Genomic DNA, 24,250 nt, shown 5'->3' with positions numbered 1-24,250 from the left:
GCCGTAGCCAACGTGATCATTCGCCTCTGGTCCAGGCCAGGAAGCGGCTGAACAGGCCGCCCTTGGGCTGCGGCGCGGCAGCGGCGTGCGTACCCGAGGGGCCGGCGTGGGAGGGCGCGGGGGCGGCTGCCTGCTGCTGGGGCGCCTGGCTCCCGTTCGACCCCGCCGACCAGGCGGAAGCGCCGGATCCGGCCGACGCGGCCGGCCCGGCTCCCTGCGCGACGGCCTTCGGGGTGAAACGGATCGGGAGGGTGACCAGCGAGCGGCTCCACGGAATCGGCGCCCAGGTGAGCGACTTGAACGGGACGCGCAGCTCCACGTCGTGAAGCTGGTTGAGCAGCGTCTCGACGGCAGTCACGGCGATCATGAAGGCCGGGTCCTTGGCGGGGCAGGCGTGCGGTCCCGCTCCGAAGGCCAAGTGCGCCTTCGCGCTGAGCTGTTCCCGGTGCTCGGTCAGCTTCGGGTCGGTATTGGCCGCGGCGAACGAGATGAGGATCGGGTCGTTCGCCCGGAGCACCCTGCCGCCGAGCTCGACGTCGTGCGTCGGGTAGTGGGCCGCGTAGTTGGAGATCGGTGCGTAGTTCCAGAGGGTCTGGGAGATCGCGTCCTCGACCGGGAGCCCGAGCTGCCAGTCCTCCCCGAGGTACAGGGCGGTGCTGGTGCCGATGGCCGCGGCCAGCGGCGCGGTGCCGCCGGAGAGCAGGGTGACCAGCTGGTGCAGCACCTCCTCGTCGCTCAGCTCGGCCGAGTGCTCCATCAGGCGCGTCGTCAGGTCGTCCGTCGGGCGCCGCCGCTTGAGGGCGATGAGCTCCATGAGCGCCCCGCCGAGCACCTCGTCGGACCCGGGGGTTCCCTCGAAGAGGCCGCTGATCCCGGCGATCACGCGGTCGCCGATCTCGGGCGGGCAGCCGAAGAGCTCGCTGAAGACCAGCAGGGGCAGCGGCTGGGCGTACTCGGCCATCAGCTCGGCATGGCCGCGGATGTCGGTACTGAACTGGCTGATCAGGTAGTTGGCGGACTGCTGGGTCTGCCGGATGAGCTGGTGCTCGTTGACCGTGGCGAGACTGTCCGTGACGGCCCGCCGCAGCCGGGCGTGTGCGGCGCCGTCACTGAGAAGGGCGTTGGGGCGGTAGCTCATCATCGGCAGGGCCGGGCTGTCGGCCGGTACGCGGCCTTCGTTCAGCGCGTTCCAGCGTCGGGAGTCGCGTACGAAGGAGGCGGGGTTCTGCAGGATGTACAGGGCGGCGTCGTAGCTCGTGACGAGTTCGACCTGGACGTCGGGGGCGATGTCCACGGGCGCGCTGGGACCGTACGCGCGCAGCTGTGCGTAGTGGCTTTCGGGGTCGGCTCCGAACGAAGGGCCGTACATCTGGACGTTCCCGTGCGCGGGGCAGCCGGGAGGTATCTCGTGGGGGTCACGTGGCTGTTGCATTCCTGCGCTCCTAGCCGAGTTGGGACATGAGGTGTTTCACGAGGGTGATGAGGGCCCGCGCGGAGGATTTCTCGTCCCGTACGTCGCATTCCACGACCGGGGTCTCGGGGGCGAGGTTGAGGGCCTCGTGCACTTCGTCGAGCGGGTAGTGCGTGGTGCCCTCGAAGTGGTTCACGGCGATGGCGTACGTCAGGCCGAAACGCTCGACGAGGTCCAGGACGGGGAAGGACTCGTGCAGGCGCTCAGGGTCGACGAGGACCAGCGCGCCCAGAGCGCCCCGGGACAGCTCCTCCCACATCTCCTTGAAGCGCTCCTGGCCGGGCGTTCCGAAGAGGTAGAGCACCAGGGTGTCGCTCAGGGTCAGCCGGCCGAAGTCCATGGCGACGGTGGTGGTCGTCTTGTCGGGCGTGCCCGACAGATCATCGAAACCCACACTGGCTTCGGTGATCTCCTCCTCGGTCCGCAGGGGCTCGATCTCCGAGAGACTCCCGATGCAGGTGGTCTTGCCGACCCCGAAATGCCCCACGACGAGGATCTTCACCGCATGGGAGACATCTGGATCCAGGTACACGCGTTACGCTCCGAATCGATTCTTCAGGCCCTCGAGCACGGCGCTGACCAGTTCTCTGTCGACACGTTCGGCGCGCGGTATCGGTGTCCTCGCGAGGATGAGTTCGTCCTCCTCCAACTGCGCCAGCAGGATGCGGACGACGCCCAGGGGCAGGTGCGTGTGCCCCGCCACCTCGGCCACGGACAGGAAGCCGTTCGCGACCAGGTCCATGACCCGGCCCGCTTCCGGGGACAGCGTGCGGGCTGCCACCTGTCCGATGTCCGCCGCCGCCGTCACGAGCGTCGTGTGCTCGTACTCGTGGTCCGGGGGCAGTGCCCGTCCGTTCGTGATCACGAAGAGGGGGACTAACGGAGAGGTCAGTTCCAGCTCTTCGTCCGGCTCGCGACCGTCAGACATGAGCAGTTCCCTTCCCCGGTACCGCGGTTGCCGTCGCCGGTGCCGGTGCGGCCAGTCTGGGAACCACCTCGTGCAGACGCGTGGTGAACTGCTCGATGTCGCAATCGTGCTCGGCGGCGGCGGCCAGGAGGGTGTCGGGGCCGGCCGCCATCAGGAAGATCCAGCCGTGCTGGAACTCGATGACCGTCTGACGCCATTCCGGTTCCTCCACGGCCCCCGCGAACTGGGAGGTGACCCGGCTGTAGGCGTGGATGCCCGTCATGGCCGCGGAGATCGTGTCCGCGAGGTCCCGGCTCATCCCCTTGGTCGCCCCGCGGGGAAGGCCGTCCGATCCCAGCAGCACGGCGTGCCGGGCACCCTCGACCTCGGAGACCACCCGGTCGAGCTCGCCCAGGACGAATCCGGCGTCACCGGGGCCCTGCTGCCGGGGCACGCTCCCGCGCGGACCACCGGCGTCCTCGGCGTTCACCCGCGGCGGCGAGGTGAGGTTGTTGCCCAACCGGGCGACGAGACGGTGCATGCGGAAGGAGATCTGCTGCATGTCCACATCGGGCGCGGCCGCGGCGGCGAGGTAGGAGCCCTGCCCCGCCCCGATCAGGAAGCTCCAGCCGTGCGAGAACTCGACGATGGTCTGGTTCCACTGCCGGTCCTCCTCCGGTCCGGCGAAGTGGGCCGTCGCCCGGCTGAGCGACTGCATCCCGGCCATGGCCGCCGAGATGGTGCGCACGTCCTTCTCCGCCAGGCCTTCGGTCGCGCCGCGGGGAAGGCCGTCGGCGGACAGCAGGACGGCGTGCCGCGCATGGGGCACGTTGTGCACGATGTCCTCGAGCATCCACGAGAGGTCAGCGGTCATGCCTCTTCGGGCCCTTCGAACGAGGTGGCGTCAAGGTTGCGGCCGGAGAGCGTGCCGCGCTGGAGGGCCCCCAGGCTGCGCCCGGAGGCGCGGCCCGTCTCCCCGGAGGTCCGGGGCGCCGGCGCCGGCGCCGTGGCGTCGGGATCGGGAACGCTCGCGATGGGCGCCTGGCGCGCGCCGCGCTTGGGCAGACCGTGCATCGTGCGCGACGTCGCACCCGGGGCGGGCCGGCTCTCGGCGGCCCGCCGGATCTCGCTGACCGGAGCCTCCTGCACGGACGAGGCAGACGAGGCAGACGTGGCGGACGAGGCGGACGAGGCGGTCGGGACGGGCTGGACGGGCGGGATCTCCTCCATGGTCCACAGCTCCTCGGGCAGGAGGACGACGGCCCTGACGCCGCCGTACCGGGAGACTCCGGTGACGTCGACCTTGAAGCCGTGCTGACGCGCGATCAGGCCGATGACGGGGAAGCCGAATCTGGGCTGGGTCCCGAGCTGCGACAGGCGGGGGGCGATTTCTCCGGAGAGCAGTGCGGTCGCCCGCTGCCGCTCCTCGTCGTTCATGCTGACGCCGGCGTCGTCGATGACGATGCACAGGTTGTTCTGGACGCGCTGGAACGTGACCTCGATCGGCGCGTCGTGCTGCGAGAAGCTCGCGGCGTTGTCGAGCAGCTCCGCCACGGCGAGGGCGACGGGTGCGACCGCGGACGCCTTCAGGGCGAGGCTGGTCTGCTGCATGATGGCGACCCGGTGGAAGTTGCGGATCTGGCCCTGGGCACTGCGCACCACGTCGTAGACGCTGGCGGGCCGGTTGCGGCGGCCGAGCGGCGCACCGCACATGACGGCGATGCCCTGAGCCTTGCGCGCCATCTGGGCGTTGGCGTGGTTGACGTCCAACAGGTCGCTGAGGACGGTGTGTCCGCCGTACTTGCGCTGGATGCCGTCGAGGAGCGTCGTCTGCTCGGCGGCGAGGCTCTGCAGGAGGCTGGCGGCGCCCTTGAGGACGGCCTTGGTGTTCTCCTCGGCTGCTTCCTTGGCCGCGCGGAGCGTGGCGTCCTGCTCGACGCGGAACCTCTGCAACTCGGCGCGCGACGCGTGCAGGTGACTGTCCGCGGCGAGCAGCTGGTGCCTCAGTTCGGCCTCGGTGTGCTCCTTCTTCGCCGCCAGCGCTCTGGTGCGCGCGACGAGTGCCACGACCGCGACGACGGCTATAGCCGCCACCGCAATCAGGCACCACACAAGTGCGTCTCGATTCATGGAAACCTTTCCCGGCGCGTGTCATGCGGACGGCTGCAGATACACCTCGCGAGGCCCCGCAACACAGCTGATCGGCACGGTTCACCTGCTGTTACGCGGAGAGCATGCCGCCGATCCAAATCAGCATCTGTGTCTAAATGAATCAAGATCACAGATGCCGGGATGCTATCACCGGATCTTCGGCCCCCCGGACGTCGGCTATGGCGCCGCATCCGCCCAACCGGACTGCCACGGCTGCGGGTTGACATGGCCTTTCCGGCCCCCGCACCGGCCGTCGGCAGCCCCCTCCCGACACCGATTCGTTAAGCAGTTCTTCACGGGAGGGGCGGTGATCTCTCACATCTCCCCAGCTCCCGGATCCTTCGGACCTCGGGCCGCGGGAGCCGGGACCGAGGCGCTCCCGCGGATATTGCCCGGAATTGTGATGAGTCCAAGCGGAATGAGGACGGGCCGCCGCGGATCCGCTGTTCCCCGGCCTCCCGGCCACGCGCCGGCCCGGTTGCCGAAGTCCCGGATCCGGCCGTCGCCACCTGCGAGGACGCGGTCGCCGCCGCCTGTCGCCGCTCCGGCCGCGGTACGCAATACACCTCTGCGGCCTTCACCGCGGCTTGCCGCGAGTGCGCGAACGCCGGTGGATAAAACATCCCGGATCGCCTCCCGGATCGAGCCGCGGCAATGCAATCCCGGAATCGTTCCATGCCGGAATCGCATGCGAGTTGTTGCATGGTGAACGATGTCTGAAAGCACTGATATCCGCGGGGCCGCTTCTTCCCGTCGCATCGACAGGCGCCTGTTCGCCGACGGCCCCCGCCGTTCCCCTCGACCCGGCCGGCTTCGCGGGCCAAGTGGAACGGCGGAGCAGGCCGGTTGGCCGGTTCCGCGCCCGGCGCAGAGCGGGTGCGCGGGCCCGTTCCCGCAGGCGGTGTCCGCTCCCGGCAGCGGGATCGGCTCGTGATCGACTCTCGGCCCAACGGCTTGATTTCGCTCTTTCGCCGGCCGTGGCCGTGCCGCTTCCCTTGGCTCGGGCGCCGACGCGGCGACCACGTCCCCGCATCTCCGCATCTCCGTGAACCCGCCCCCTGGAGGACCCGTGGCATCGTCGGACCAGGAGTGGAAGCTCGACGCCGGAACCGCGCGACTCCTTCTCGCGGGCGACGAGGGCATCGTCAAGCCGCTCCTCCTGTTCAGCAAGGCCGGCCCCGGGGCGACGGACCTGGACGCGCTCCAGGCCCGCCTCCATGCCACCACCGACTCGTTCGGCGACGCGGTGCGCGCCCGTGGCCACGACCTGATCCTGATCGGCTTCGACGACGGCGCCGCCCCCCTGTCCGACCTGGCGGACACGGTCGTGGACGCCCTCCGGCGCACGACGGCCGAGCAGACCGGCAACGCCCCCCTCGCCGTGGGCGGCATCGGCCGGGGAGCGCTGGCGGTCCGCTACGCACTCGCCGCGACGGAGTACCGCCAGGAGGACCACCGCGCCGGAACGTACTTCTCCTTCAACGGGACGGCGCCTTCCCCGGAGGAGCACACCGAGCTCGCGGTACTGGGCGGTTGGCCGCGGTTGCCGCAGAAGCTCAAGCTGGTCGCCGGTGACGTCGCCGGCGACCTGGGCGACGAGGACTTCGACGACACCACCACCGCCCCCGCGGACCCGGGAGGCCTGCTGATCCCCGCCGCGCAGACCTCCTGGCTACTGGACCACCTTGCCTAGTGATCTGGTTTGGAGATCCTGTCGCAGTAGCGGCAGATTCGGTCGAGGATCTGGTCGGCGGTCTTGGTCCACTTGAAGGGCCTGGCCTCGTCGTTCCAGACCTCGATCCAGCCCTCGAGTGCGGTCTTGAGGTCGTCGAGTGAGCAGAACACGCCGCGTTCGAGGCAGCGTCGTTCCAGTTCGGCGGACCACCGCTCGACCTGGTTGATCCACGACGAATACGTCGGCGTGAAGTGCAGCTGGAACCGGGGATGCGCCAGCAGCCACTGGTGCACCACCGGTGCCTTGTGGGCGGAAAGGTTGTCGCAGATGACGTGGACCGCCAGGCACGGATCGGTCTGGCGGTCGATCTCGTCGAGGAAATCACGGAAGTCCACGGCCCGGTGCCGCGCGGACAGTTTCGTGATCACCTTGCCGGTGGCGGTGTTCAGGGCGGCGAACAGGTCGACGGTGCCGTGGCGGACGTAGTCGAAGGTCCGCCGTTCGGGGACTCCGGGTAGCATCGGCAGCACCGGCGCGGTCCGCTCCAGGGCCTGGATCTGGGGTTTCTCGTCCACCGCGAACACCGCCGCGTTGGCCGGCGGGGCGAGGTAGAGGCCGACGACATCACGGATCTTGTCGATCAGCAGAGGGTCCGGGGAGATCTTGAAGGTCTCGGTCCGCCACGGCTGCAAGCCGAAGGCGTGCCAGATCCGCAGCACACTCGCGGGCGAGATCCCCACGACCTTGGCGAGCTCCCGCTTCGACCAGTGCGTCCCGCCCGCGGGTGTCTGCTCGAGGGTGCGGACCACCACCTCTTCCACCTGGGCGTCGGTGATGGTCCGCGGCACCCCGGGCCGCGGCTCGTCGGACAGGCCGTCCAGTCGGTCCCGCAGGAACCGCGTCCGCCATCTGGCCACCGTTTTGCGCTCTGTGTTCAGCCGTGCGGCCACCACGGTGTTGTTCCACCCTCGCGCGCACGCCAGCACGATCTGCGCGCGCTGGGCCAGGCCCTGCGCCGTCGAACGCCGCCTGGCCCAGCTCTCCAACGTCAGCCGCTCGTCCTCCGACAGCACCACGGGTGGCAGCCTGGTATCGCCCATGCCGTCAGGACACCGGACCAAAACCGGCCCTGTCAGGCAAAACCCAGGATCTGAAACAGAACACGACTCATGGGGCGAGCCCACAACTCAAAACCAGATCACTAGGCCGTCTAGGCATCCGTGGTGCTCCGGCGGGGGAGGAGATCGCCAGGGGCAGGCGAGAACAGGGGGCGATGGCGATGATGTTCGGGTACTCGGACGAGTGGTGGGTGCTGCTGCTGTTCCCGGCAGTGCTGTGGGTGCCGCTCGGGCCGTTCGTCATGCTCGGCCTGGGGTCGTGGTGCGCCTCCGCGCCCGGCCGGCGGGCCCGGCTGTGGTCGGTGCTCGTGCCCCTGGTGCCGGTGCTGACTTCGGCGTCCGTCATGACGTTCCCACTGAGCCGGTGGGACCGCCCGAGACGGGTCGACGGCGCGCTGGAGGCCCCGGAGCAGCTCTACGAGTTCCTCGGCTACCTGGCCGTGTACGTCGGAGGCATCACGCTGCTGCCCTGGCTGCTCGGCTACGGGGCCACCCGCCTGCTGCGCTTCGCACGGAGCCGCCGCCGCGGCCGGGCGATCCCGCCCCCGGCCACCTGATCCCCCGTACGCTCACGCCTCGGGGCCGGACACGACCGGATGCTCGCCGTCGGGCCGCTGGTATCCGCCGGGGACCTCGTCCCCGTTCCGGAAGGAGACGGTCGCGAACCAGGACGTGGCCCAGACGGTGATGAGGTCCGGCTCGTGGATCGTCTCGAACGGGTGGTCGGACCATTCCCCGTAGGAGGTGACCACGAACGACTCACCCGGCCGCAGCCAGTAGTCCTGCCCGAACGGTTCGAGCATCAGCTCGAGGAGCTCGGTCCCGTCGTTGATCACGAGCATCGGCACCGGATTCCCCAGCCGCTGGATGGCCTCGTAACTGAAGTCTCCGGCCATCGGCATGTTCGTGACGAGCGGCGCCGTGAACCGCTCGGCGTCCGTCGGGCTCTCGGGCCGGGCGTTCTCGGGGGCGTTGGACATGGATCCGATTCTGCTCGACGCCCCGGCCGGCCGGACACCGGGGTTCGCTCTCGAAGCCGACGCCCTTGTGCCCGGTGCCCTCGTCGGGACGCTTCCTGGAGAGGCCGATGGTGCACAGGCCGATGGCGCACAGGCCGATGAAGTCCCGCGTCCCCGAGGGCCTTCCGCCGGCAGCGGACCTGCCTGCCGCTACCGCCGATGCAACGCCCGCCTCGCGACGGCGGCCGTCAGCAGCTCGTCGTCGAAGTGCGAGGCGACGGCAAGCTGAGTTGCGCCTGCGCGCGCGTTCAGCATGCTCTTCGTGATCCGCACGGTGGTCGGGTCACGACGAATGATCGGCTTCGCCCAGCGCGCGACGGCAGCGTCGAGATCAGCTGCAGGCACCACCTCGTGCAGGATGGACAGTTGCTCCGCCCTGGCGGCGTCGAACGGCTCGGCCGTGAGCAGGAGCCGGCGAACCCAGGCCTGCCCGGCCTCTTCCGCGAGACGGGGAAGGACGCCGCCCCAGGCGGGCGGGACTCCGAGGCCGACCTCGGGCATCCGGAACCGGCTGGTGTCTGCTCCGACGCGCAGATCGCAGAAGACCGCGAGGCCGAGGCCGGCGCCTATGACATCGCCGTGGAGGCGGGCGATGGTCACGATTCTCAGTTGCGAGAGCGTCGAGCACACCCGCTGGGCCTTGTCGGCGAGGGACCTCAGCTCGGAGCCGGACGGGTCTCTCTCCAGCAGTGCGGGGAACTCCGCGCGGTCACCTCCCTGGCAGAAATGGTCTCCCGCACCGGACAGCACCATCACGCGGACGGTGCTGTCGTCCTCCAGGGCGCGCAGGACCACCAGCAGTTCGCTGAGCATCTGGCCGTCGACGCTGTTGCCCGTCTCGGGGCGGTTGAGCTGCACCCTGAGGATGGGCCCTTCGTCGGTCACCTGGAGGGCTTTGAAGTCCGTGAGCATGTGGGGCTTTGTCTCGTTTCTCGAGTGGGCGGTCAGGTCAGGCGGTCAGGTCAGGGCGAGTTGCAGGGACGTGATCCGTCGGAAGGCTACGCGGGGCGCCCATCGCGTGGGCCCGCTCAGGCGCGGCCGTATCGAGCGACCGAGGAGTGAGGTCAGCAGGGTGACGGCTTCCAGCCGGGCCAGGGCGTTGCCTGCGCAGTAGTGGATTCCTGCTCCGAAGGCCAGGTGGGACGCTCCGCGGCGGAGGCTGAAACGGTGGGGGTCGGGGTAGCGCGCGGGATCGTGATGGGCGGCCCCCACCATGAGCTGCACCATCTGGCCGGCCGGCACCAGGGTGTCTCCGATCCGGGTCTCGGTCGAGGCCACACGGCTGATCATGTGGATGGGGGCGTCGTAGCGCAGTACTTCATCGACGGCGTCCGGGATGAGTTCGGGGTCACGGCGCAGTGACTCCAGATGCTCGGGGTGTTCGAGGAGCAGGCGCACCGACGTGGACAGGACATGCGAGGTCGTCTCCAGTGCCGCGAGAATCATGAAGAGCGCGAGAGCGTGAACGGCTTTGTCGGCGCGGTCCCGGTCGGGTTCGAGCGCATCCCAGGCCCGAAGCCACGCCGAAACCGGGTCGTTCCCCGGATTCTTACGGCGTGCACGGATCAACTCGGCGAAGTAGGCTCGCAGTTCTCTCGTGGCGCTATCGGAGAGGGCCAGCTGGCTCGGTGTGGGGAAGAGCTCCTGCGCGAAAACCTGGTCATGCGTCAGGGAGCGCAGGAGTCCGTAGTCGGCGGCGGGTATCCCCATCCACTCGCCGATGGTGATGATGGGCAGTTCTTCGCTGACGAGCGTGTGGAAATCGGCGGGCCCGTGGCGCAGTTGGTCCGTGAAGTCGGTGAGCAGCCGGTCGACGGCCCGCTCCACGGACGGACGAAGGACTGCGAGTGAGCTGTGCGGGAAGAGGCTCCCCAAAGACCGCCGTTCCCTCGTGTGCTGGGGCGGGTTGAGCATCGGAAGGGACGCGGCCATCTGCTGCGAGGCGGGTGAATTCCATCGAGCCGAGTGGCTTGTCCGCCAGTCGGCGTCGGGAACGCTCCAAGCCTTGTCGCGAAGGATCTGGTCGCATAGTTCGTAGGACGTGACAATGTATCCGCCCCATGGCGCCGGGATGGGCTCTCCCATGTTCGCGAGTTGCCGATAGATCGGCAATGGATCCGACTGTCCCGCCTCTGTTCTCAGCCGAGAAAAAATAGCCGTCAACGCCCGCCGGTCGACGCCGACAGTGGCCGTGGAAGTGTTCAAGACAACTCTTTCTTGCAAGATCGAACAGTGATGGCCAGCGCTGCCTACCCTCACCGTTGAACGTCCACGCAAAAAGGAGAGTTTCCCCACACCGATCTGTGCCGCACCGCGCATTTGAGCGTCCGAAGGATCACCGCTTTTGTGAACAGACGGCGCAAAACGCCCCGGGTTCACGCGCGTTAACGAAAGCCCCTCAGCTCCTCAGGCCCTCAGGGCCGCTGGTCGAGGAAGGCCTGATAGAGGTCCCGGCCTCGAGTGGGCGAGTAGTCGATTTGCTTGAATATCCGCGGATGCGCGATGACGATCATGAGGTTCTCGTACATCGTCGCAATCCGTTCTTCGAGACCGTCGAGGTTCCCGTAGATGGAGTGACCTGTCAGAACGAGGCCTGACCACGTACCGGAGATCTGGTGCGCCTGGTCGGCAGTCTTCACATCGCAGCCGATCTCACCCCGTCGTTGGGCTTCGTTCAGCTGGGCGGTGTTGAATTTGATCCATTCAGGCCAGGGGGTTCCGTACACGTCTCGCGCCTCATGGGTCAGCGACAGGCGCAATGCAGCCATGATTTTCGGGTCCCGAGAGATCCTGTGACTCAGGATCAATCCGGCGTCGACCACCTCTTGAAGCTTGATCTCCTGCGGGATGAGCCCGTCGACCTGAAGAGTCGATTCCAGGATCGCCACCGCGAGGTCCTTCTTCGACCGGAAGTGAAAATAGAAGGCACCCTTGGTTACGGCTGCAACTCGGATGATCTCATTGACCGACGCCCCCTCGTATCCATTCCGCTCGAATACAAGGCCGGCCGCGTCAAGGATCTTTCCGTATGTCCACTTGGCGCGGTCCGACTGCGCCCTGGACAGCTTGTGTGCCTCGGGCACTTTTCCAACCCCTTCCGTCGTCACTTGGGTACTCGGATGAATATCCGGCGATTTCCTACCCGCGTGATACTCGCCCCGCACCCGTCAGAGAACGGTTCCGCCGTGGACGAGCTCACGCGTGATCCCCAAGCCGAAAGCGAGACTCTCACAGCCTGAGCAGATCGCGTAAGCCTCGATCCGCTCACGGATGGCATCTTGTGTCACGTTTGCCGGAATCATGCCGTTTACGGCTCGTCGAGGCTTCCTCATGACGCTTCCTCCGAGCGGGTCGGCCGCGCGCTTCCGGGGCCCTCTCATTTGGTCGCACAGGTGGGCAACTGGCCCCCCGCCGCGCATCCGTGGGTCGATTCCGCTTGACGCATGCGCAACCAGCGTCCCAAAATTAGCGCCAGCTGAACAGACCAACTGGTCTGCTGTGAGCCTGATAGGCATCCAGATAAAGGGGACATCACTCCCGTAAGGGGTTGAGTCTCCTTGGCGGCATCGGCTGTCCAGGCCGACACTCGAGTCGGGTCAAGGCGGGTGGAGAGCGGGATGCGGGCTCCATCGAAAGCCTTGAGCGGGGGCATTCACCTCAACTGGAGGCAGATGAAGCAAACAGACCAAGTGGTCTCCCAGCGGACCGGGTTGTCTGTCGAGAGGCGAGCAGGACCTGCGGTGTCGACACCGGCGCCACGGATCGGCTGCCATCCGCCGGGACGCCCAACTGCGCCCCGCGATGCCTACCTCAAGGACATGCCCAACTGGGTCGGGGCTCAGATGCCGACCTGGTTCACCACAAAGGAGCGATACGTGCACTGCGCCACCCCGATCCGCGTCGTGGCCTCCAGGGACACAGGCTGGTCGCGTAGACCTCGTGGCCACTGAAGGCCTTCGGGGCCCACGCGTCTGACTCTGGTGCTCGCCGACCTCGACGACAGGATCGCGCCCCAAAGATCCGGTACGCACGACGGGCTCGAATCCGCACCGATCGGCCAGCCGCCAGCAACGCTTTTGCAGGTGACGGGACATGGGTAGCGGGGGACCCTACGTACTGGTCGCGGTGGACGACGCGGAGAGGGAGGTACGCGCACCGTCGACATGCCCCGTTCGGTGGCCACGGAACTGGCCGCGTACTTCCTCGACCATCCGGCGGTGACGAGGCCTGGAAGCCGGCCCTCGCCGCGGCCGGAGTCATTCCCGTGGGGGGAAGGGCGCGCTATGGAAGGCTTCGCGCAAGGACGGTTTCCACATGCTCCGGCACACGCACGCCGCAGTCCTCCTCGCAGCGGGCGAGTCCATCGTCACGCTCGCCCGGTGACTCGGTCACTCAAGCCCGACCATCACCCTCGACCACTACGACCACTCCATACCGGAGGCCGACGGCAGGGGACGCGCAGCCATCGACGCACTGCTCGGCACGGCGCCCGAGCACGTACCTGAGGGCTTGCTCTCCTCTCGCGGCAGCATCGGGGCCGTGCCTCGTGGATTCGAGCTTCTGCGTCCGGCCGGGACACTCCCAGGGCCGTTTCATGGCCAGAGGCTCCAGCGATGCTCGAACGCGGCAGAAGGGCGCGGTGGCTTGAGCGTTCCGCCATTCCCCTGATCCCGGCTGGGAATGCAGGTTACGGCGCCGGGTTCAGCGGCAGAGCTCCATGATGGTGTCGTCGAAGTCGGGGAACTCCCGGGCCGCCAGCTCGATCACGGCTGCCGCCGACCGGCGCTGGTGCGGTGCGAAGCCTTCGGCGATGGCAGCCAACTCCGGGTTGGGGTGCGCCTGCCAGTCGGGTTCGTACGAGGTGGCGGCTTCCCAGGGGCCGAAGCCGTCGGCCAGCAGCCACAGGAAGTCGCGCAGATCGCGGGCTACGACACCGGTCTCGCCCTCGGAGCCGAGGAAGACCACGGGCTGCTCGGCCAATGGTCGGCTCGGGCGGATGAGCCAGACCGCGGCGTACCCACCCGTACCGTCCAGCCCGAACACGCGGAAGTCGTTGCCGTCCAGTTCGCTTGGGGCCAGAGTCGTGAGGGCTACGAGTGGAAACACGACTCCGCGCAGCCAGGTCAGGCCGGCAGCCACCCCGTCATGGACGTGATGGTCAAGACCTGCGACGTCAGGAGCTTCAGCAAGGGACTCCTCAAGATGGGGAGGGGTTTCGCGGCCGGCTTCTCCCCTGAGGTGGACGAGGAGGCGATGAACGCGGCGGTCGAGGCGTACAACAACCGCGTGCACCGACAGGTTGCGGGGCTCAACAAACTGCACGAAGCCCTGGATGAGGCATATCTCCGTGCTCCCGCGTTCCGGGCCGAGTCGGCGCGGGCGGAGTCCTTCGGTGCCCGAGCTCTGACCGATTTCGAGAACGATCCGCTCTACACGGTGGCCGGGGACGACGAAAGCAATCACAAATACCCGATCGACCTCGCGAACCAGGAGGGCATTCTCGGGTCCCATGTGGTGGACAAGCATGTGGGCAAGACGGATGAGGAACTGGAACAAAGGCTGAGGGATCAGCAGATCGTGAGGCCTTCCGGCATCCGGCCCGAGGCCGCTTTCTGCGTTCGGGAGCCTTGCAGACGCGCAGCGGTATACTCAGGCGGCTCTGGATGAACCGGACAATCAGAGGAAGATCGATAATTGGCTCGCGGGTAACCCCGGACCCAACTCGTCACGCTCGCTCCTCCTGACGACGAACGACGTCGTGGGAAGGTCGTGGGACCGGGGCGACACCGCCGCGCGTGACGTCACCAATGTGTGGGTCGTTCTGAGACCCAACACCCGTAGTGCGCACTTGGAGAACTGAGGTAAGGCCCGTGGCTCAGATGGACGCCACCTCGTGGAGCCGTTCCCTGCGGGCCCTTTTCGGAGAGGGCATGTTCGCGGCCGTGGGGGCGCGGCGGCGCGATGACTGGCGCCTGGACGCCCTCGACGTCATGCAGCTGCGGACGGACGGTCCGCGTGGCTGGTCAAAGGTTGCCGCGGCACCGGGAGGGGGCGACTACGGCACCGGCCCGGACAGCCCGTTCAGTGCTGTCACGCCAAGGGACTTCAGCACCGCCTTCCGTGTGTCCAGGAGGGGCGCCGAACAAATCCTGGTCACTCTCCAAGGCGAATGGTTCCAAACACAGGATATTCCGGATTTCGATGCGCGAGAGGCCGAGCTGACCTCGCACGCGAGAATGATCCTGGAACGATTCGGAGAAGACGCGCTGTTTTCCATATGCAGTACGTCTCCTTGCGTATCCGCCCTGTCAGTCGAGGCCACACCGTAGGGCTTCAGGGCTCGGCCGGGCGGAGTTGAAGGCCCGGTTCACCCGTACGAGCTCCCAGCGGGGGTGCCCCTATGTGTTTGGTCAAGGTCGAAGGTCAACAGGTACGTCTGGTAGAGGGCCGGCCGAGCCGGGCTGGCTCGGTGCCAGACAACACTCCAAAGCCCTCACCGGCCTCGTCCCCATGGGCGCCCGCTTCTACAACCCCACGACCAGATGCCTCCTGTCCACCGACCCTGTCCACGGTGATGGAGACTGCCGCCTCCACCACCTGATCGGCCGGCTCTTCGACGCCGGGCGCCGCCCGATCCGCCAGCCTCATGCCGTCCACAACGCCGCGCGCGGCCGCAGGGATACCACCGCACTGCGCCCGGCGCTGTTCATCGGCGCGGCGGAGGAGACAATGAAGGTGATGGTTCCCCTGGACGGCCACACCCTGGACCCCGCTCCTGCGATCCCCTGATGGCCCACACCCTGAACGTGGCGGGCCTGACGGCCTGACGCATACAGGGCGGCATCTATCCCCCTGCTAGTGATCACGGAGTTCTCGGCGGCGAGGCCGCATCCCGAACCGCCATGCCATCGGATGACACGGTTCGGCCAGACGAGTGGCAGCCGCCGCCGCAAGCCCCCGCCGGCGGAACCGGTGTTCCAGGATCAGTGCCGCCGCCGTCTCCGGCGGCGGCTGCTTTCCACCGCGTCTGTGCCGTGTGATCGGATCGACCACGGCTGTTCGAGGAGTCTCACCCCATGCGTTCACGCGTCATCGCCGTCACGGCCGCCGCGCTCGCGGCCACCGCGGCCCTCGCGCAACCCGCCCACGCTGCCCCGCTCGTCGACGGGGTCTACCGGTTCGCGGCTCTCACGGACGGCAAGTGTCTGGTCTGGCCCAAGTCACACGCGAGTATCGGCGTGGTGTCGCTGGGCGACTGTGCGGAGACCGCGTCCACCTCGGCGAACTGGCAGGTGCTGCGACGCTCCGACGGAATGATGGAAGTCTCCCCGTCGGGCTCGGACCCGCGCACCTGCATGAAGGTGACGTCGTACCACAGCGTGTCGGTCACCAACTGCGGTGACAGGTACGCCGAGTGGACCGTCTCCTACGGATCCGACGGGCCCGGCAGCGTGGTGTGGGCCGACATCGAGCACACACCCGGCGACTTCTCACCCTCGTACGGAAAGGTCGTGGACGATCCCGGCGTCACCGGCCGAATCGTGGTGAGGCAGGCCCCCATCGAACCGCACTACTGGGCATTGCAGCCGGCCGGATAGCAGTCGTTCGGGCCGATCGCGGTCTCGGTCAGGCGTGCGGCAAGCTCGTTTCCGACCACGCGCGTCCGCAGGCCCGCTCCGTGGCCGATGCTGCCGGTGTGCTGCTGGAGCCGGTAGAAGCAGGCGCCGACGATGCAGGCGCCGATGCCGTACGCGGCGCCTCCCAGGGCGCTGGAGAGTACGGCGCTGCGTCGACGGGAGATCCACCGGCGGGCACGGTGGATGCGCGAGGTGCTGTTCCGCGGGGGTGGGGTGGCGGTTACTGTTCATGGGGCGTGCTCCGTTCTGCGGGGTGCGCGATGGAGGCGTTCCCGTTCGTCGACGCGTCCGGTCCACGGCTCGTGTTGATCGCGCTGGCCTTCGGCGGCACCGCGATCGCCATCCCCCTCCACTACATGACGACCGCCGAGGTCGTCCTCCCTTCCCAGCGCGGCGCCGTCTTCGGGATTGTCGCCGGTATCGGCACCCTGTCGGGCCTCGTGGCGCCGTTCCTGACCGGCCATCCGCCCAGAGCGGGACACACGACGCCTGGGGCCCGACATCGGGGCCCAGCCCTGAAGTGCGTTGCGGAAGGGGCGTGTCCGGGCAGGTCGGGAGCGCTTTGGGGGCGGCTCGCTGTCCATGCTCACGAATGAGCCCGCGCCTCCGGAGAGGTTGCTGCGTATCCCGGGGTTGTCGAACCCCAGGCCCGTCCGTCGCCCTCCTTTGCGCGGAGCCCCCGCTTCGTCCTTTGCCGATCTCACTGTCCGTGATGTGGTCCGACGCCGTCCGGTTCCGCAGACGCCGCCAAGGGGTAACCCGCGTTGCTCCGACGTGCGGCTGACAGACCGCGAGCCCGGTCGTTTCTCCCCGGATTCTCCCCAGCGCTCGTTTGGATGCCAAAACCGCTGGTCAGGGACTTGTCAGGGGGAGGGCGAGGAGATCACACGCATCACTTCCCCCCAGGGACCCCCCAGAGCCCCAAATGGGTGGTTTGTGAGGGAGGTGCAGAAGCGAACCGTGCGCGCGGCGTGAGTGGAGTCGGTCGACCCCTAAAGCCAGTCTCGACGCTTGAAAATAGTGTACAAACTGACGCAAACCACCCCCATCAAGCCGACCGCGAAGGGGTATCCGAGGCCCCAGCTCAACTCAGGCATCTGGTCGAAGTTCATGCCGTAGATGGTTCCAACGAGTGTGGGTGCAAAGAGAATTGCCGCCCAGGCAGAAATCTTCTTGAAGTCGTCACCCTCAACGCTCTGACCTGGGCGGATGGTCGAATCAGGTGCGCTGACCTGCAACTTTGCTTGTTCCCCGAGCTTTCATGGTGATGCCGATTTACGCGGTCGATTCTCCTCGGCCGCTCCCCAGAGCGACTTCATTCTCCCCGGATCCTCCCAGCGAGCACTGCTTCCCGAGGGCAGTGCCGAGACTGCCACCGTGCCTGTCGCCGACGACACCGCGATCCATCGTTGGGCCCCAGCGTTCGTCGCTGTACTCGGACGGCAGGCCGGGACGGGGCGGGTATCGCCGTGGCCCCGCACCCGCCGGTCGTTCAGGAGGCCGGAACGGAGTCCTCGAAGGCCGTCCCGTTCGAGCGGTACGCGGCGACCCGCGCCGCCACTTGGGCGGGGGTGAGGACCTGGTCCTTCACGTGGAGCAGGTAGTCGATCTGCTCCTCGTAGGCACGGGTGGCCGTGGAGCTCAGTCCGGCGAGGTCGATCAGCCACTGGTTGAAGTGGATCGACACGGGCCGCTCGGGCAGGTAGCGGGCGTCGTGCCGGGCGAACTCCTTGCCGTCGATGTAGTAGACGAGCGCCGTGTCGTCGATGGTCAGGACGAGGTCGTGCCAGCCGGCCTGGCTCGCGCGGGTCTCGGTGTGCTGGTTGACGGCCTCCCAGGGGTCGGGCCGGAAGGTCTCCCAGGAGGTGGTGTAGAGGACGTTCACCGTCTCGCCCCAGCCGCCGTTGGGGAGGTACTCGAAGTCGTACTCGGCGTAGTCGTCCGCCATGGGTGCGGTGAGGTCGTTGATGGTGAAGAAGCTCTGGACCAGGTGGTCGCCGTCCGGGCCGCTGGTCGGGGTGTCCGTGAAGCGCACCCGGGCGGCGTAGGTTCCGTTCTTGAACTTCCGGGCTGCGGTGTGCACTTCGGTCTGACGGGTCGACGTGCCGGATCCCGCGGTCGACGTGCGCAGCGTCATGACGGAGTTCGTGCCCTCTTTGGCGAAGGTGACGTTCTCGGGCGCCCAGGTCGCGTCGCCGACGCCGGGGCCGCCTCCGCCGGAGCGGATGGTCCAGCCGTGGGTGGTGATCGCCGGATCGGTGTGGCCGGCGTAGTCGAAGTCGTCGAAGAGGACGCCTTGTTCGACCGGAGGAGTGGTCGGAGTCGTGGGGGACGGGCCGGTCGGCGTCGGGGTCGGCGTGGCCTCGTCGCCGGTCGGGGCGGTGCCCCAGACCTGGACGCCATCGATGGTGGCGGTGACCTTGGTCCAGTTTCCGTACGTGGTCTGCGCGGGTCCGAAGGAGTAGTCGTCGGACTGGTCGGACGGCTGCCAGTCGGAGCGGTGGAAGCGCAGTTGTACGTCTCCGGTGTCGGCGCCCGGTGTCAGGGAGCCCGCCGCTGCCGTGAACCCGACCTCCAGGTACCGGTCCGCCGTGGCGGTGGGGTTGGCCGGTGTGCCGAACGTACCCGTCAGATGCGTGCAGCCCTTGACGGCCCAGTCGCACGCGTAGCTGTACGAGGCGCCGGGGTCGGCCTTGAAGTAGTAGCGCAGCTTGACCCGGCTCAACGGGACGCTTGTCGTCCCGGTGTTGACCACGGTGAACCAGGGCGCCGCCTGGTCGCTGCCCGCGCCGCCGTGCCGGTACCGGACGGCGACGCTCTCTTCCGCGGCGGCGGCCGGGAGGGCGGTCAGCGCGGTGGCGCCGAGACCGATCACGGCGGTGGCGGCGGCGAGCGCGGTGCGCATGCCGGGCTCCCGGCGGCTGGTTCCGTTGCGCATGGGGTTCCTCTCGGGGAGGTGATGGGGGAAGGCGGCATGGTGCCGAGGGTGAGGTCGGTTGCTTCAACACCCGTGTGGGGAAAGGCTGATCATGCGCCGAGGAGAAATTGGCATAGACCAATGCTGGCGTCAACCCCTCGCACTCCGACCGGACAGCCGCTGAGGGGCCGCGTCAGCTCCGCAGGGCGGTGCAGAGGGCGGTGCGGGCCGCTCGGCCTTCGGGGATGGGCAGGAGGGGGTAGACGTGCAGCATCTCCGTTGCCTCGTGGAAGTCCAGCTCGACGCCTGCGGCCGTGGCGCGGGCGGCCAGTCGTCGGGCGTCGGCGTTGACGATGTCCCGGGTTCCGCTGAACAGCGTGATCGGGTTCAGTCCGGTCAGGTCGGCGAGCAGAGGGCTGACGTGCGGGTGGTCGACGGGGAGCGTGCCGCGGTAGAGGTCTCCCGCGTAGCGGGCACCGGGGACGGCGAGCCAAGGGTCGCGGTCTTCGAGCAGTGCGATGCGCGGGTCGGTCAGGCTGATGTCCAGCCACGGGGAGATGAGGACGGTGCGGGCGGGCGCGGGAAGTCTTCGGTCCCGCAGATGGACGGCGACGGCGAGGGCCATGCCGCCGCCGGCGGAGTCTCCGATGAGGCTGAGGGTCGTAGTGGCCGCGTCATCGAGGAGCCCGGCGGCCAGGTCGGTGACGGCCGGTACTACCTCGGATGCCGTCGCCAGGGGAGCGAGGGGGTAGATCGGCACCGTGACCCGGGTGCCCGTCTCGGCGGCCACGTGGGCGATGAGCTTCCAGTGCTGGGGTGCAATCTCGTTGATATACGCGCCGCCGTGCAGATAGACCGCCCGCCGTCCGGGGCTGAGAGCGCCGCGAGGGGTGACCTCGTAGACGGGCCATCCGGCCACCCGGCGTACGGAAAGGTCGACCGAGCGTTCCAGTCCGGCCGGTGGGGCGTACCCGGTCGGCCGCAGGGAACGGGCGAGGACCTGTTCCCGGACGGCCTCCGCCGAGCTGAACACCTTCTTGGCCCCACGGAGCCGCACCACGGTCGGCATCGCTCTGCTGGTCAGGCTCGGCACAGTACGGCTCCGTTCCCACAGTCCGTGTTCTTCGGCGCTCTTCGGTGTCACGTCAGGTCGGTGCTCTTCGTCTCCGGCATCCGGTGCACCACGGCCAGGGCGAGGAGTAGCAGGACCACCGTGTAGCCGAGGAAGAGGTCACCGTCCCCGTTGCTGGTCAGCCATGTCTGAAGATACGGGGCGCTGCCGCCGCAGGCGGCCACGGCGATCGCGTAGGGGAAGCCCACACCCGTCGTGCGCAGCCGCGTGGGGAACATCTCCGCGAACACCGCGGGGGTGATCGCCGCGCCGGCGGACATGAAGAGCATGGCCGTCGTCATGGACACGGCCAGCTGCCAGGCCTGGTCCTGGATGAACCAGTTCAGGGGGAAGGCCAGGACGGCTCCGCCGACGTAGGAGCCGTACAGGATGGGCTTGCGGCCCACGCGGTCGGAGAGGGCGCCGAACAGCGGCAGCGCCGCGAGGAAGACCAGGTTGGCGAGGACTCCGGCCCACAGCGCGGAGGAGGCCTCGATGCCCTTGAGGGAGATGGCCTGGGCCGGGGCGGAGACGGCCCAGGTGTAGTAGACAACCGTGCCGCCCAGAGTGAGGCCGATCACGCGCAGGCACGCCGCCCGGTTCTCCCAGAAGCCGCGCCACACGGAGGTGCGCGGCTCGTGGTGGTCCGGGGTGTCGGCCTGCTTCTCGAACGCGTCGGTCTCCTCAAGCCGGAGCCGCATGATCAGCGCGTACAGGCCGAGAAGTCCACCGAGGACGAAAGGCACGCGCCAGCCCCACGCGTGGAGCTGGTCCTCGCTCAGGAAGGAGGAGAGGACCGCTGCGAGCACGGTGGCGACCATGATGCCGCAGGTGCCGGAGATGTAGATCAGGCTCGACCAGAGCCCTCGCCGTTCACGGGGGGCCATCTCCGCCACGTACGTCTGGGCCGCGGGAAGTTCCCCGCCGTGGGCCAGGCCCTGGACGAGCCGTGCGAACACCAGCAGGGCCGAGGCGCCCACGCCGAACGTGGCGTACGTCGGCGCGAGGCCGATCAGCAGGCTTCCGGCGGCGGCCAGTGCGATGGAGGCGACCATCGCCGCACGCCGACCCTTGCGGTCGCTGAGTCGGCCGAAGACGAGCCCGCCCAGGGGGCGCATGAGGAAGCCCACGGCGAAGATCGCCAGGGTGCTCAGCAGGGCCGAGGTCGGATCGGCGGAGGGGAAGAACTGGGAGGCGAAGAACGGGGTGAAGATCGCGTAGACGTTCCAGTCGTACCACTCCAGGGCGTTGCCCACGCCGGTGCCGACGACGGTGCGCAGTCGGGACGGGGCGGGGGTGCTCCTGTCTGCGGCGCTCGTGGCCGGGGCGTCGGGTGCGTCGAATCTGGTGGCGGGGGACACGCGGTCGGACACGGGGTTCTCCTGGGGGACGGGGCGCAGCCTGGAGGAACTGCGTCCGGCGGGGCTGTAGGCGGGGTGGTACCGCCGGCGGTGCGGTGCTTGGGGTGCGGCGGGGCCTGCCGGCGGCGGGGGCTTGTGGAGCGTCCGGGGCAGAGGACGCGGCGCGTGGAGCTGCGGGCGGTGTGGTCAGGAGGCGGGGGCGGGTGTCGCCTTCGCAAGTCGGCGCAGGGCGAGTTCGGCGTAGAGCCCGGCTCCGTCACCGAGCACGCTGTCGTCGAAGACGGCCAAGGGGGAGTGGTTGTACGGGGCCCGCTGGACGTCCTGGTCCGGCGGGCAGGCGCCCAGGACCACGAACGCGCCGGGGACCTCGTCCAGCACCCGGGAGAAGTCCTCCGATCCGGTGGCCGGCCGGGGCGCCCACGCGTAGCGCTCCTCGCCGTGCACCTCCGCCACCACGTCGGCGACGAACTCGGCCTCGGCCGGGTCGTTGACGGTGAGGGGGTACAGCTCGGCGAAGTCCACCTCGACGTCGAGACCGTGGGCGGCGGCGATGCCCCGGCACACCTGCGCGGCGCCGTCCTTGATCCGGCCGTGCGAGGACGCGGAGAAGGACCGTACGGTCGCCGTGAACCGGGCCTCGTCAGGAATGACGTTGCCAGCTGTGCCCGCGTGGAAGGCGCCCACGGTCAGCACCACGGGGTCGAAGGGATCGAACCTCCGGCTGATGAAGGTCTGCAGCGCGGTGACCATCTCGCACGCCGCCGGTACGGGGTCGTTGGCCAGGTGCGGCATCGAACCGTGGCCACCCGCACCGCGGACGGTCACGCGAAGGCTGTCGGAGGATGCCAGGACCGGGCCCCGGCGGGTCGCGAACATCCCGCTCGGCTGGCCCGCCGAGGTCACGTGCAGGGCGTACGCGGCCACCGGCCGCTCACCGGAGGCGTCCAGGACCCCTTCGGCGAGCATGTGGCCGGCCCCGTCCTGCCCCTCCTCGCCGGGCTGGAACATGAAGACCACATCGCCCGCGAGTTCGTCCCGGCGAGCGGAGAGGAGCTGTGCCGCGCCGGCGAGCATGGACGTGTGCAGGTCGTGACCGCAGGCGTGCATGATCCCGTCCGTGCGGGAGGCGTACGTGAGATCCGCGCGTTCGGTGACGGGCAGTGCGTCCATGTCGGCGCGCAGGAGCACCGTGGGGCCGGGACGAGCGCCCCGCAGGACCGCGGTGACCGAGGTCAGCCGGTTCCCCGTGGTGACCTCCAACGGCAGTCCGTCCAGGGCGGCCAGGACCTTGTCCCGCGTACGTGGCAACTCCAGGCCCAGTTCGGGCTCGGCATGCAGCGCCCGCCGCAGGCGGACCAGGTCACCCTGCACACTCCGTGCGTCCTCGCGCACCGACACCGGCATCCCCTTTCACTGACGTTCATCACCTCGCTGTCGCTCGGATGCCAGTGATGATGGATACTCGGCACTCGTGCCCACGGAAAACGCAGGATCTTTCTTCTATGGCTGATCGTTTGCAGGAATCTGCACAACTTGCTGAGCTCGACCTCAGCCTGGTCAACACGCTGCAGATCGACCCCCGAGCCCCCTGGTCGCGCATCGGACGGGCCCTCGACCTCGATCCCGTCACCGTGGCCCGGCGCTGGTCCCGGCTGACCGAGACGGGTGTCGCGTGGATCACGGCACAGCCCGGGCGCGCACAGATCTCCCAGGGCTGCCTGGCCTTCGTCGAAGTGGATTGTCAGGCCGGCCGTGCGCTCGAAGTCGCCACCACCCTCGCGCAGTGGCCCCATGTCCTGACCGTGGATCACACCAGCGGCGGCCGGGACCTCCTGCTCACGGTGTCGATGCCCACGCTTCCCGCGCTCTCCGTATATGTGCTGGAACGTCTGGGAACACTCCCCGGAATCAGCGCCACCCGCACCCAGCTCGGCACCCATGTCTTCACTCACGCCACCGACTGGCGCCTGCGTGCTCTCGACCCCCGCCAGCGGGCCCGCATCACGGCCGAGCGGCCGGCCAGGTCGCCGTCGACGCCCCAGACGCTCACCGCGAGGGACCGCCTCCTCGCCGTGCGCCTCGGGACCGAAGGACGTACCTCACTCACGGACCTCGCGGAGGAACTGGGCGTCGGGATCACCACCGTACGCAAGCGTCTCGCCCTCCTCATCGCCAACGAGGACCTGGAACTGCGCTGCGAGGTCGCCCAGCCCCTGTGCGGCTGGCCGATCTCCACCACGATCTGGGCCCAGGCCCAGATCGACGACCGCGATGCTCTGAACAGACTCCTGGCCGCCGTCCCCGAGATCCGGGCGTGCATCGGCCTCGCCGGAGGGAGGGCGAATCTCCTCATCAGCGTCTGGCTCCGCTCCCTTCCCGACATCCGCGGCCTTGAAGCGCGCCTCACCAGCGCACTGCCTCAGCTGAAGGTGCTCGACCAAGCGGTCTCCCTGCGCTTCGTGAAGCGCATGGGCCGCATCCTCGACCCGGCCGGCCGCAGCGTGAGCACCGTCCCCATGGACATCTGGTCCGAGCCTTCCTGAGGCGTCGGATCAGGCGTGTGCGCGGCAGACTCGCGCCGGCCCGTCGTGGAGCACTGTCAGGAAGCGCTCGAAGCGCTGGCCCGAGGACCTCTGCTCACCGTCCGGGCTCTTGCGCGACGACTACTCATCGACGCGGGGAACATCCCCATCGGGCCTTCGGATCCGGATGCGTTGAAGTATCCGAGTGGCCTGTGGACATCCTCCGGAGTGGAAGACGGCCGGGACGATCAGGCGCTGGAAGGGCTCGTAGGAGAACTGGCCGGCGCGCGGCCGTACGAAGCCGAGCAGCTGCAGCCGGGGCTGGCCCGGGCGGTCCTGGTCGACGCCCGCCACAGGCTTG

23 protein-coding genes and 1 pseudogene are annotated in these 24,250 nt (G+C 68.5%); 8 read left to right on the top strand and 16 right to left on the bottom strand.

The window, feature by feature from the left end:
- Window positions 1-16: 16 nt before the first annotated feature.
- From OG898_RS00700 to OG898_RS00680, 5 genes are read right to left on the bottom strand one after another with little or no spacing between them, the layout of a single operon-like run.
- The gene (locus OG898_RS00700; RefSeq protein ID WP_266954294.1) at window positions 17-1,432 is read right to left on the bottom strand and encodes a cytochrome P450; all 1,416 of its coding nucleotides are present in this window, start codon (window positions 1,430-1,432) and stop codon (window positions 17-19) included.
- Window positions 1,433-1,442: 10 nt separating this feature from the next.
- Window positions 1,443-2,003, bottom strand: a complete 561-nt coding sequence (locus OG898_RS00695; protein WP_250744229.1) for an ATP/GTP-binding protein — start codon at window positions 2,001-2,003, stop codon at window positions 1,443-1,445.
- Window positions 2,004-2,006: 3 nt separating this feature from the next.
- Complete coding sequence (locus tag OG898_RS00690) at window positions 2,007-2,399, bottom strand: DUF742 domain-containing protein (protein ID WP_250744230.1); 393 nt, start codon at window positions 2,397-2,399, stop codon at window positions 2,007-2,009.
- Entirely contained in the window at window positions 2,392-3,252 is an 861-nt protein-coding gene (locus OG898_RS00685) for a roadblock/LC7 domain-containing protein (RefSeq protein WP_250744231.1), read from the bottom strand. The genes OG898_RS00690 and OG898_RS00685 overlap by 8 nt, the downstream gene beginning before the upstream one ends.
- Complete coding sequence (locus OG898_RS00680) at window positions 3,249-4,508, bottom strand: ATP-binding protein (RefSeq protein ID WP_266954290.1); 1,260 nt, start codon at window positions 4,506-4,508, stop codon at window positions 3,249-3,251. Before OG898_RS00680 ends, OG898_RS00685 begins: the two co-directional genes overlap by 4 nt.
- A gap of 1,090 nt (window positions 4,509-5,598) precedes the next feature.
- On the opposite strand from OG898_RS00680, the gene OG898_RS00675 reads away from it, so the two are divergent.
- The gene (locus OG898_RS00675) at window positions 5,599-6,222 is read left to right on the top strand and encodes a hypothetical protein (protein ID WP_266954288.1); all 624 of its coding nucleotides are present in this window, start codon (window positions 5,599-5,601) and stop codon (window positions 6,220-6,222) included.
- Here the strand turns inward: OG898_RS00675 and OG898_RS00670 are convergent.
- Window positions 6,219-7,304 (bottom strand): IS630 family transposase, encoded by a 1,086-nt coding sequence (locus OG898_RS00670; protein WP_266954286.1) that lies wholly within the window; start codon window positions 7,302-7,304, stop codon window positions 6,219-6,221. The genes OG898_RS00675 and OG898_RS00670 overlap by 4 nt on opposite strands.
- Window positions 7,305-7,477: 173 nt before the next feature.
- Between OG898_RS00670 and OG898_RS00665 the strand changes: the two genes are divergently transcribed.
- Window positions 7,478-7,879: a hypothetical protein gene (locus tag OG898_RS00665; RefSeq protein WP_266954284.1), complete on the top strand. Its 402-nt coding sequence runs from the start codon at window positions 7,478-7,480 to the stop codon at window positions 7,877-7,879.
- Between the two features lie 12 nt (window positions 7,880-7,891).
- Here OG898_RS00665 and OG898_RS00660 read toward each other — a convergent pair whose 3' ends face one another.
- The 5 genes from OG898_RS00660 to OG898_RS00640 all read right to left on the bottom strand — a co-directional run bounded on the left by OG898_RS00660 (window position 7,892) and on the right by OG898_RS00640 (window position 13,468).
- Window positions 7,892-8,302, bottom strand: a complete 411-nt coding sequence (locus OG898_RS00660) for a hypothetical protein (RefSeq protein ID WP_266954282.1) — start codon at window positions 8,300-8,302, stop codon at window positions 7,892-7,894.
- Window positions 8,303-8,491: 189 nt separating this feature from the next.
- Entirely contained in the window at window positions 8,492-9,253 is a 762-nt protein-coding gene (locus OG898_RS00655; RefSeq protein ID WP_250740619.1) for an enoyl-CoA hydratase/isomerase family protein, read from the bottom strand.
- A gap of 45 nt (window positions 9,254-9,298) precedes the next feature.
- The gene (locus tag OG898_RS00650; protein WP_308313406.1) at window positions 9,299-10,168 is read right to left on the bottom strand and encodes a cytochrome P450; all 870 of its coding nucleotides are present in this window, start codon (window positions 10,166-10,168) and stop codon (window positions 9,299-9,301) included.
- A gap of 587 nt (window positions 10,169-10,755) precedes the next feature.
- A complete protein-coding gene (locus OG898_RS00645) occupies window positions 10,756-11,424 on the bottom strand; it encodes a TetR/AcrR family transcriptional regulator (protein ID WP_266954279.1) in 669 nt (222 codons plus the stop codon).
- A 1,618-nt stretch (window positions 11,425-13,042) separates the two neighbouring features.
- Window positions 13,043-13,468 carry an SMI1/KNR4 family protein gene (locus tag OG898_RS00640; RefSeq protein ID WP_250740652.1) on the bottom strand — a complete coding sequence of 142 codons (426 nt, stop codon included), beginning with the start codon at window positions 13,466-13,468 and terminating at the stop codon, window positions 13,043-13,045.
- An 18-nt stretch (window positions 13,469-13,486) separates the two neighbouring features.
- On the opposite strand from OG898_RS00640, the gene OG898_RS00635 reads away from it, so the two are divergent.
- From OG898_RS00635 to OG898_RS00620, 5 genes are all read left to right on the top strand, one after another.
- Window positions 13,487-14,008, top strand: coding sequence for a hypothetical protein (locus OG898_RS00635; RefSeq protein WP_266954277.1), 522 nt, complete (start codon window positions 13,487-13,489; stop codon window positions 14,006-14,008).
- The gene (locus OG898_RS36370) at window positions 14,001-14,201 is read left to right on the top strand and encodes a hypothetical protein (protein ID WP_353962662.1); all 201 of its coding nucleotides are present in this window, start codon (window positions 14,001-14,003) and stop codon (window positions 14,199-14,201) included. Before OG898_RS00635 ends, OG898_RS36370 begins: the two co-directional genes overlap by 8 nt.
- 10 nt (window positions 14,202-14,211) lie before the next feature.
- Window positions 14,212-14,670: a hypothetical protein gene (locus OG898_RS00630; RefSeq protein WP_266954274.1), complete on the top strand. Its 459-nt coding sequence runs from the start codon at window positions 14,212-14,214 to the stop codon at window positions 14,668-14,670.
- A gap of 181 nt (window positions 14,671-14,851) precedes the next feature.
- On the top strand, window positions 14,852-15,130 hold the full coding sequence (locus OG898_RS00625; protein WP_266954272.1) for a hypothetical protein: 279 nt from the start codon (window positions 14,852-14,854) through the stop codon (window positions 15,128-15,130).
- A 287-nt stretch (window positions 15,131-15,417) separates the two neighbouring features.
- Window positions 15,418-15,939, top strand: coding sequence for a hypothetical protein (locus OG898_RS00620; protein ID WP_250740611.1), 522 nt, complete (start codon window positions 15,418-15,420; stop codon window positions 15,937-15,939).
- A gap of 1,031 nt (window positions 15,940-16,970) precedes the next feature.
- Here the strand turns inward: OG898_RS00620 and OG898_RS00615 are convergent.
- The 5 genes and pseudogenes from OG898_RS00615 to OG898_RS00595 all read right to left on the bottom strand — a co-directional run.
- A pseudogene (locus OG898_RS00615) lies at window positions 16,971-17,209 on the bottom strand (CorA family divalent cation transporter); the annotation flags it as partial.
- Between the two features lie 261 nt (window positions 17,210-17,470).
- A complete protein-coding gene (locus tag OG898_RS00610) occupies window positions 17,471-18,916 on the bottom strand; it encodes a cellulose binding domain-containing protein (protein WP_266954269.1) in 1,446 nt (481 codons plus the stop codon).
- A gap of 172 nt (window positions 18,917-19,088) precedes the next feature.
- Window positions 19,089-19,988, bottom strand: a complete 900-nt coding sequence (locus OG898_RS00605) for an alpha/beta hydrolase fold domain-containing protein (RefSeq protein ID WP_266954267.1) — start codon at window positions 19,986-19,988, stop codon at window positions 19,089-19,091.
- Between the two features lie 47 nt (window positions 19,989-20,035).
- Window positions 20,036-21,379 carry an MFS transporter gene (locus OG898_RS00600; protein WP_250740605.1) on the bottom strand — a complete coding sequence of 448 codons (1,344 nt, stop codon included), beginning with the start codon at window positions 21,377-21,379 and terminating at the stop codon, window positions 20,036-20,038.
- Window positions 21,380-21,553: 174 nt separating this feature from the next.
- Window positions 21,554-22,765: a M20 family metallopeptidase gene (locus OG898_RS00595; protein WP_250740603.1), complete on the bottom strand. Its 1,212-nt coding sequence runs from the start codon at window positions 22,763-22,765 to the stop codon at window positions 21,554-21,556.
- Between the two features lie 104 nt (window positions 22,766-22,869).
- Here OG898_RS00595 and OG898_RS00590 point away from each other — a divergent pair, with 104 nt between their 5' ends.
- Window positions 22,870-23,910 (top strand): Lrp/AsnC family transcriptional regulator, encoded by a 1,041-nt coding sequence (locus tag OG898_RS00590; protein WP_250740601.1) that lies wholly within the window; start codon window positions 22,870-22,872, stop codon window positions 23,908-23,910.
- The last annotated feature ends 340 nt before the right edge of the window (window positions 23,911-24,250 follow it).

The sequence above is a fragment of the Streptomyces sp. NBC_00193 genome (assembly GCF_026342735.1).
GTDB classification, from domain to species: Bacteria; Actinomycetota; Actinomycetes; order Streptomycetales; family Streptomycetaceae; genus Streptomyces; species Streptomyces stoeckheimensis.
The sequence above is the reverse complement of the archived record's forward strand: the minus strand, read 5'-3'. Positions and strand labels throughout refer to the sequence as shown.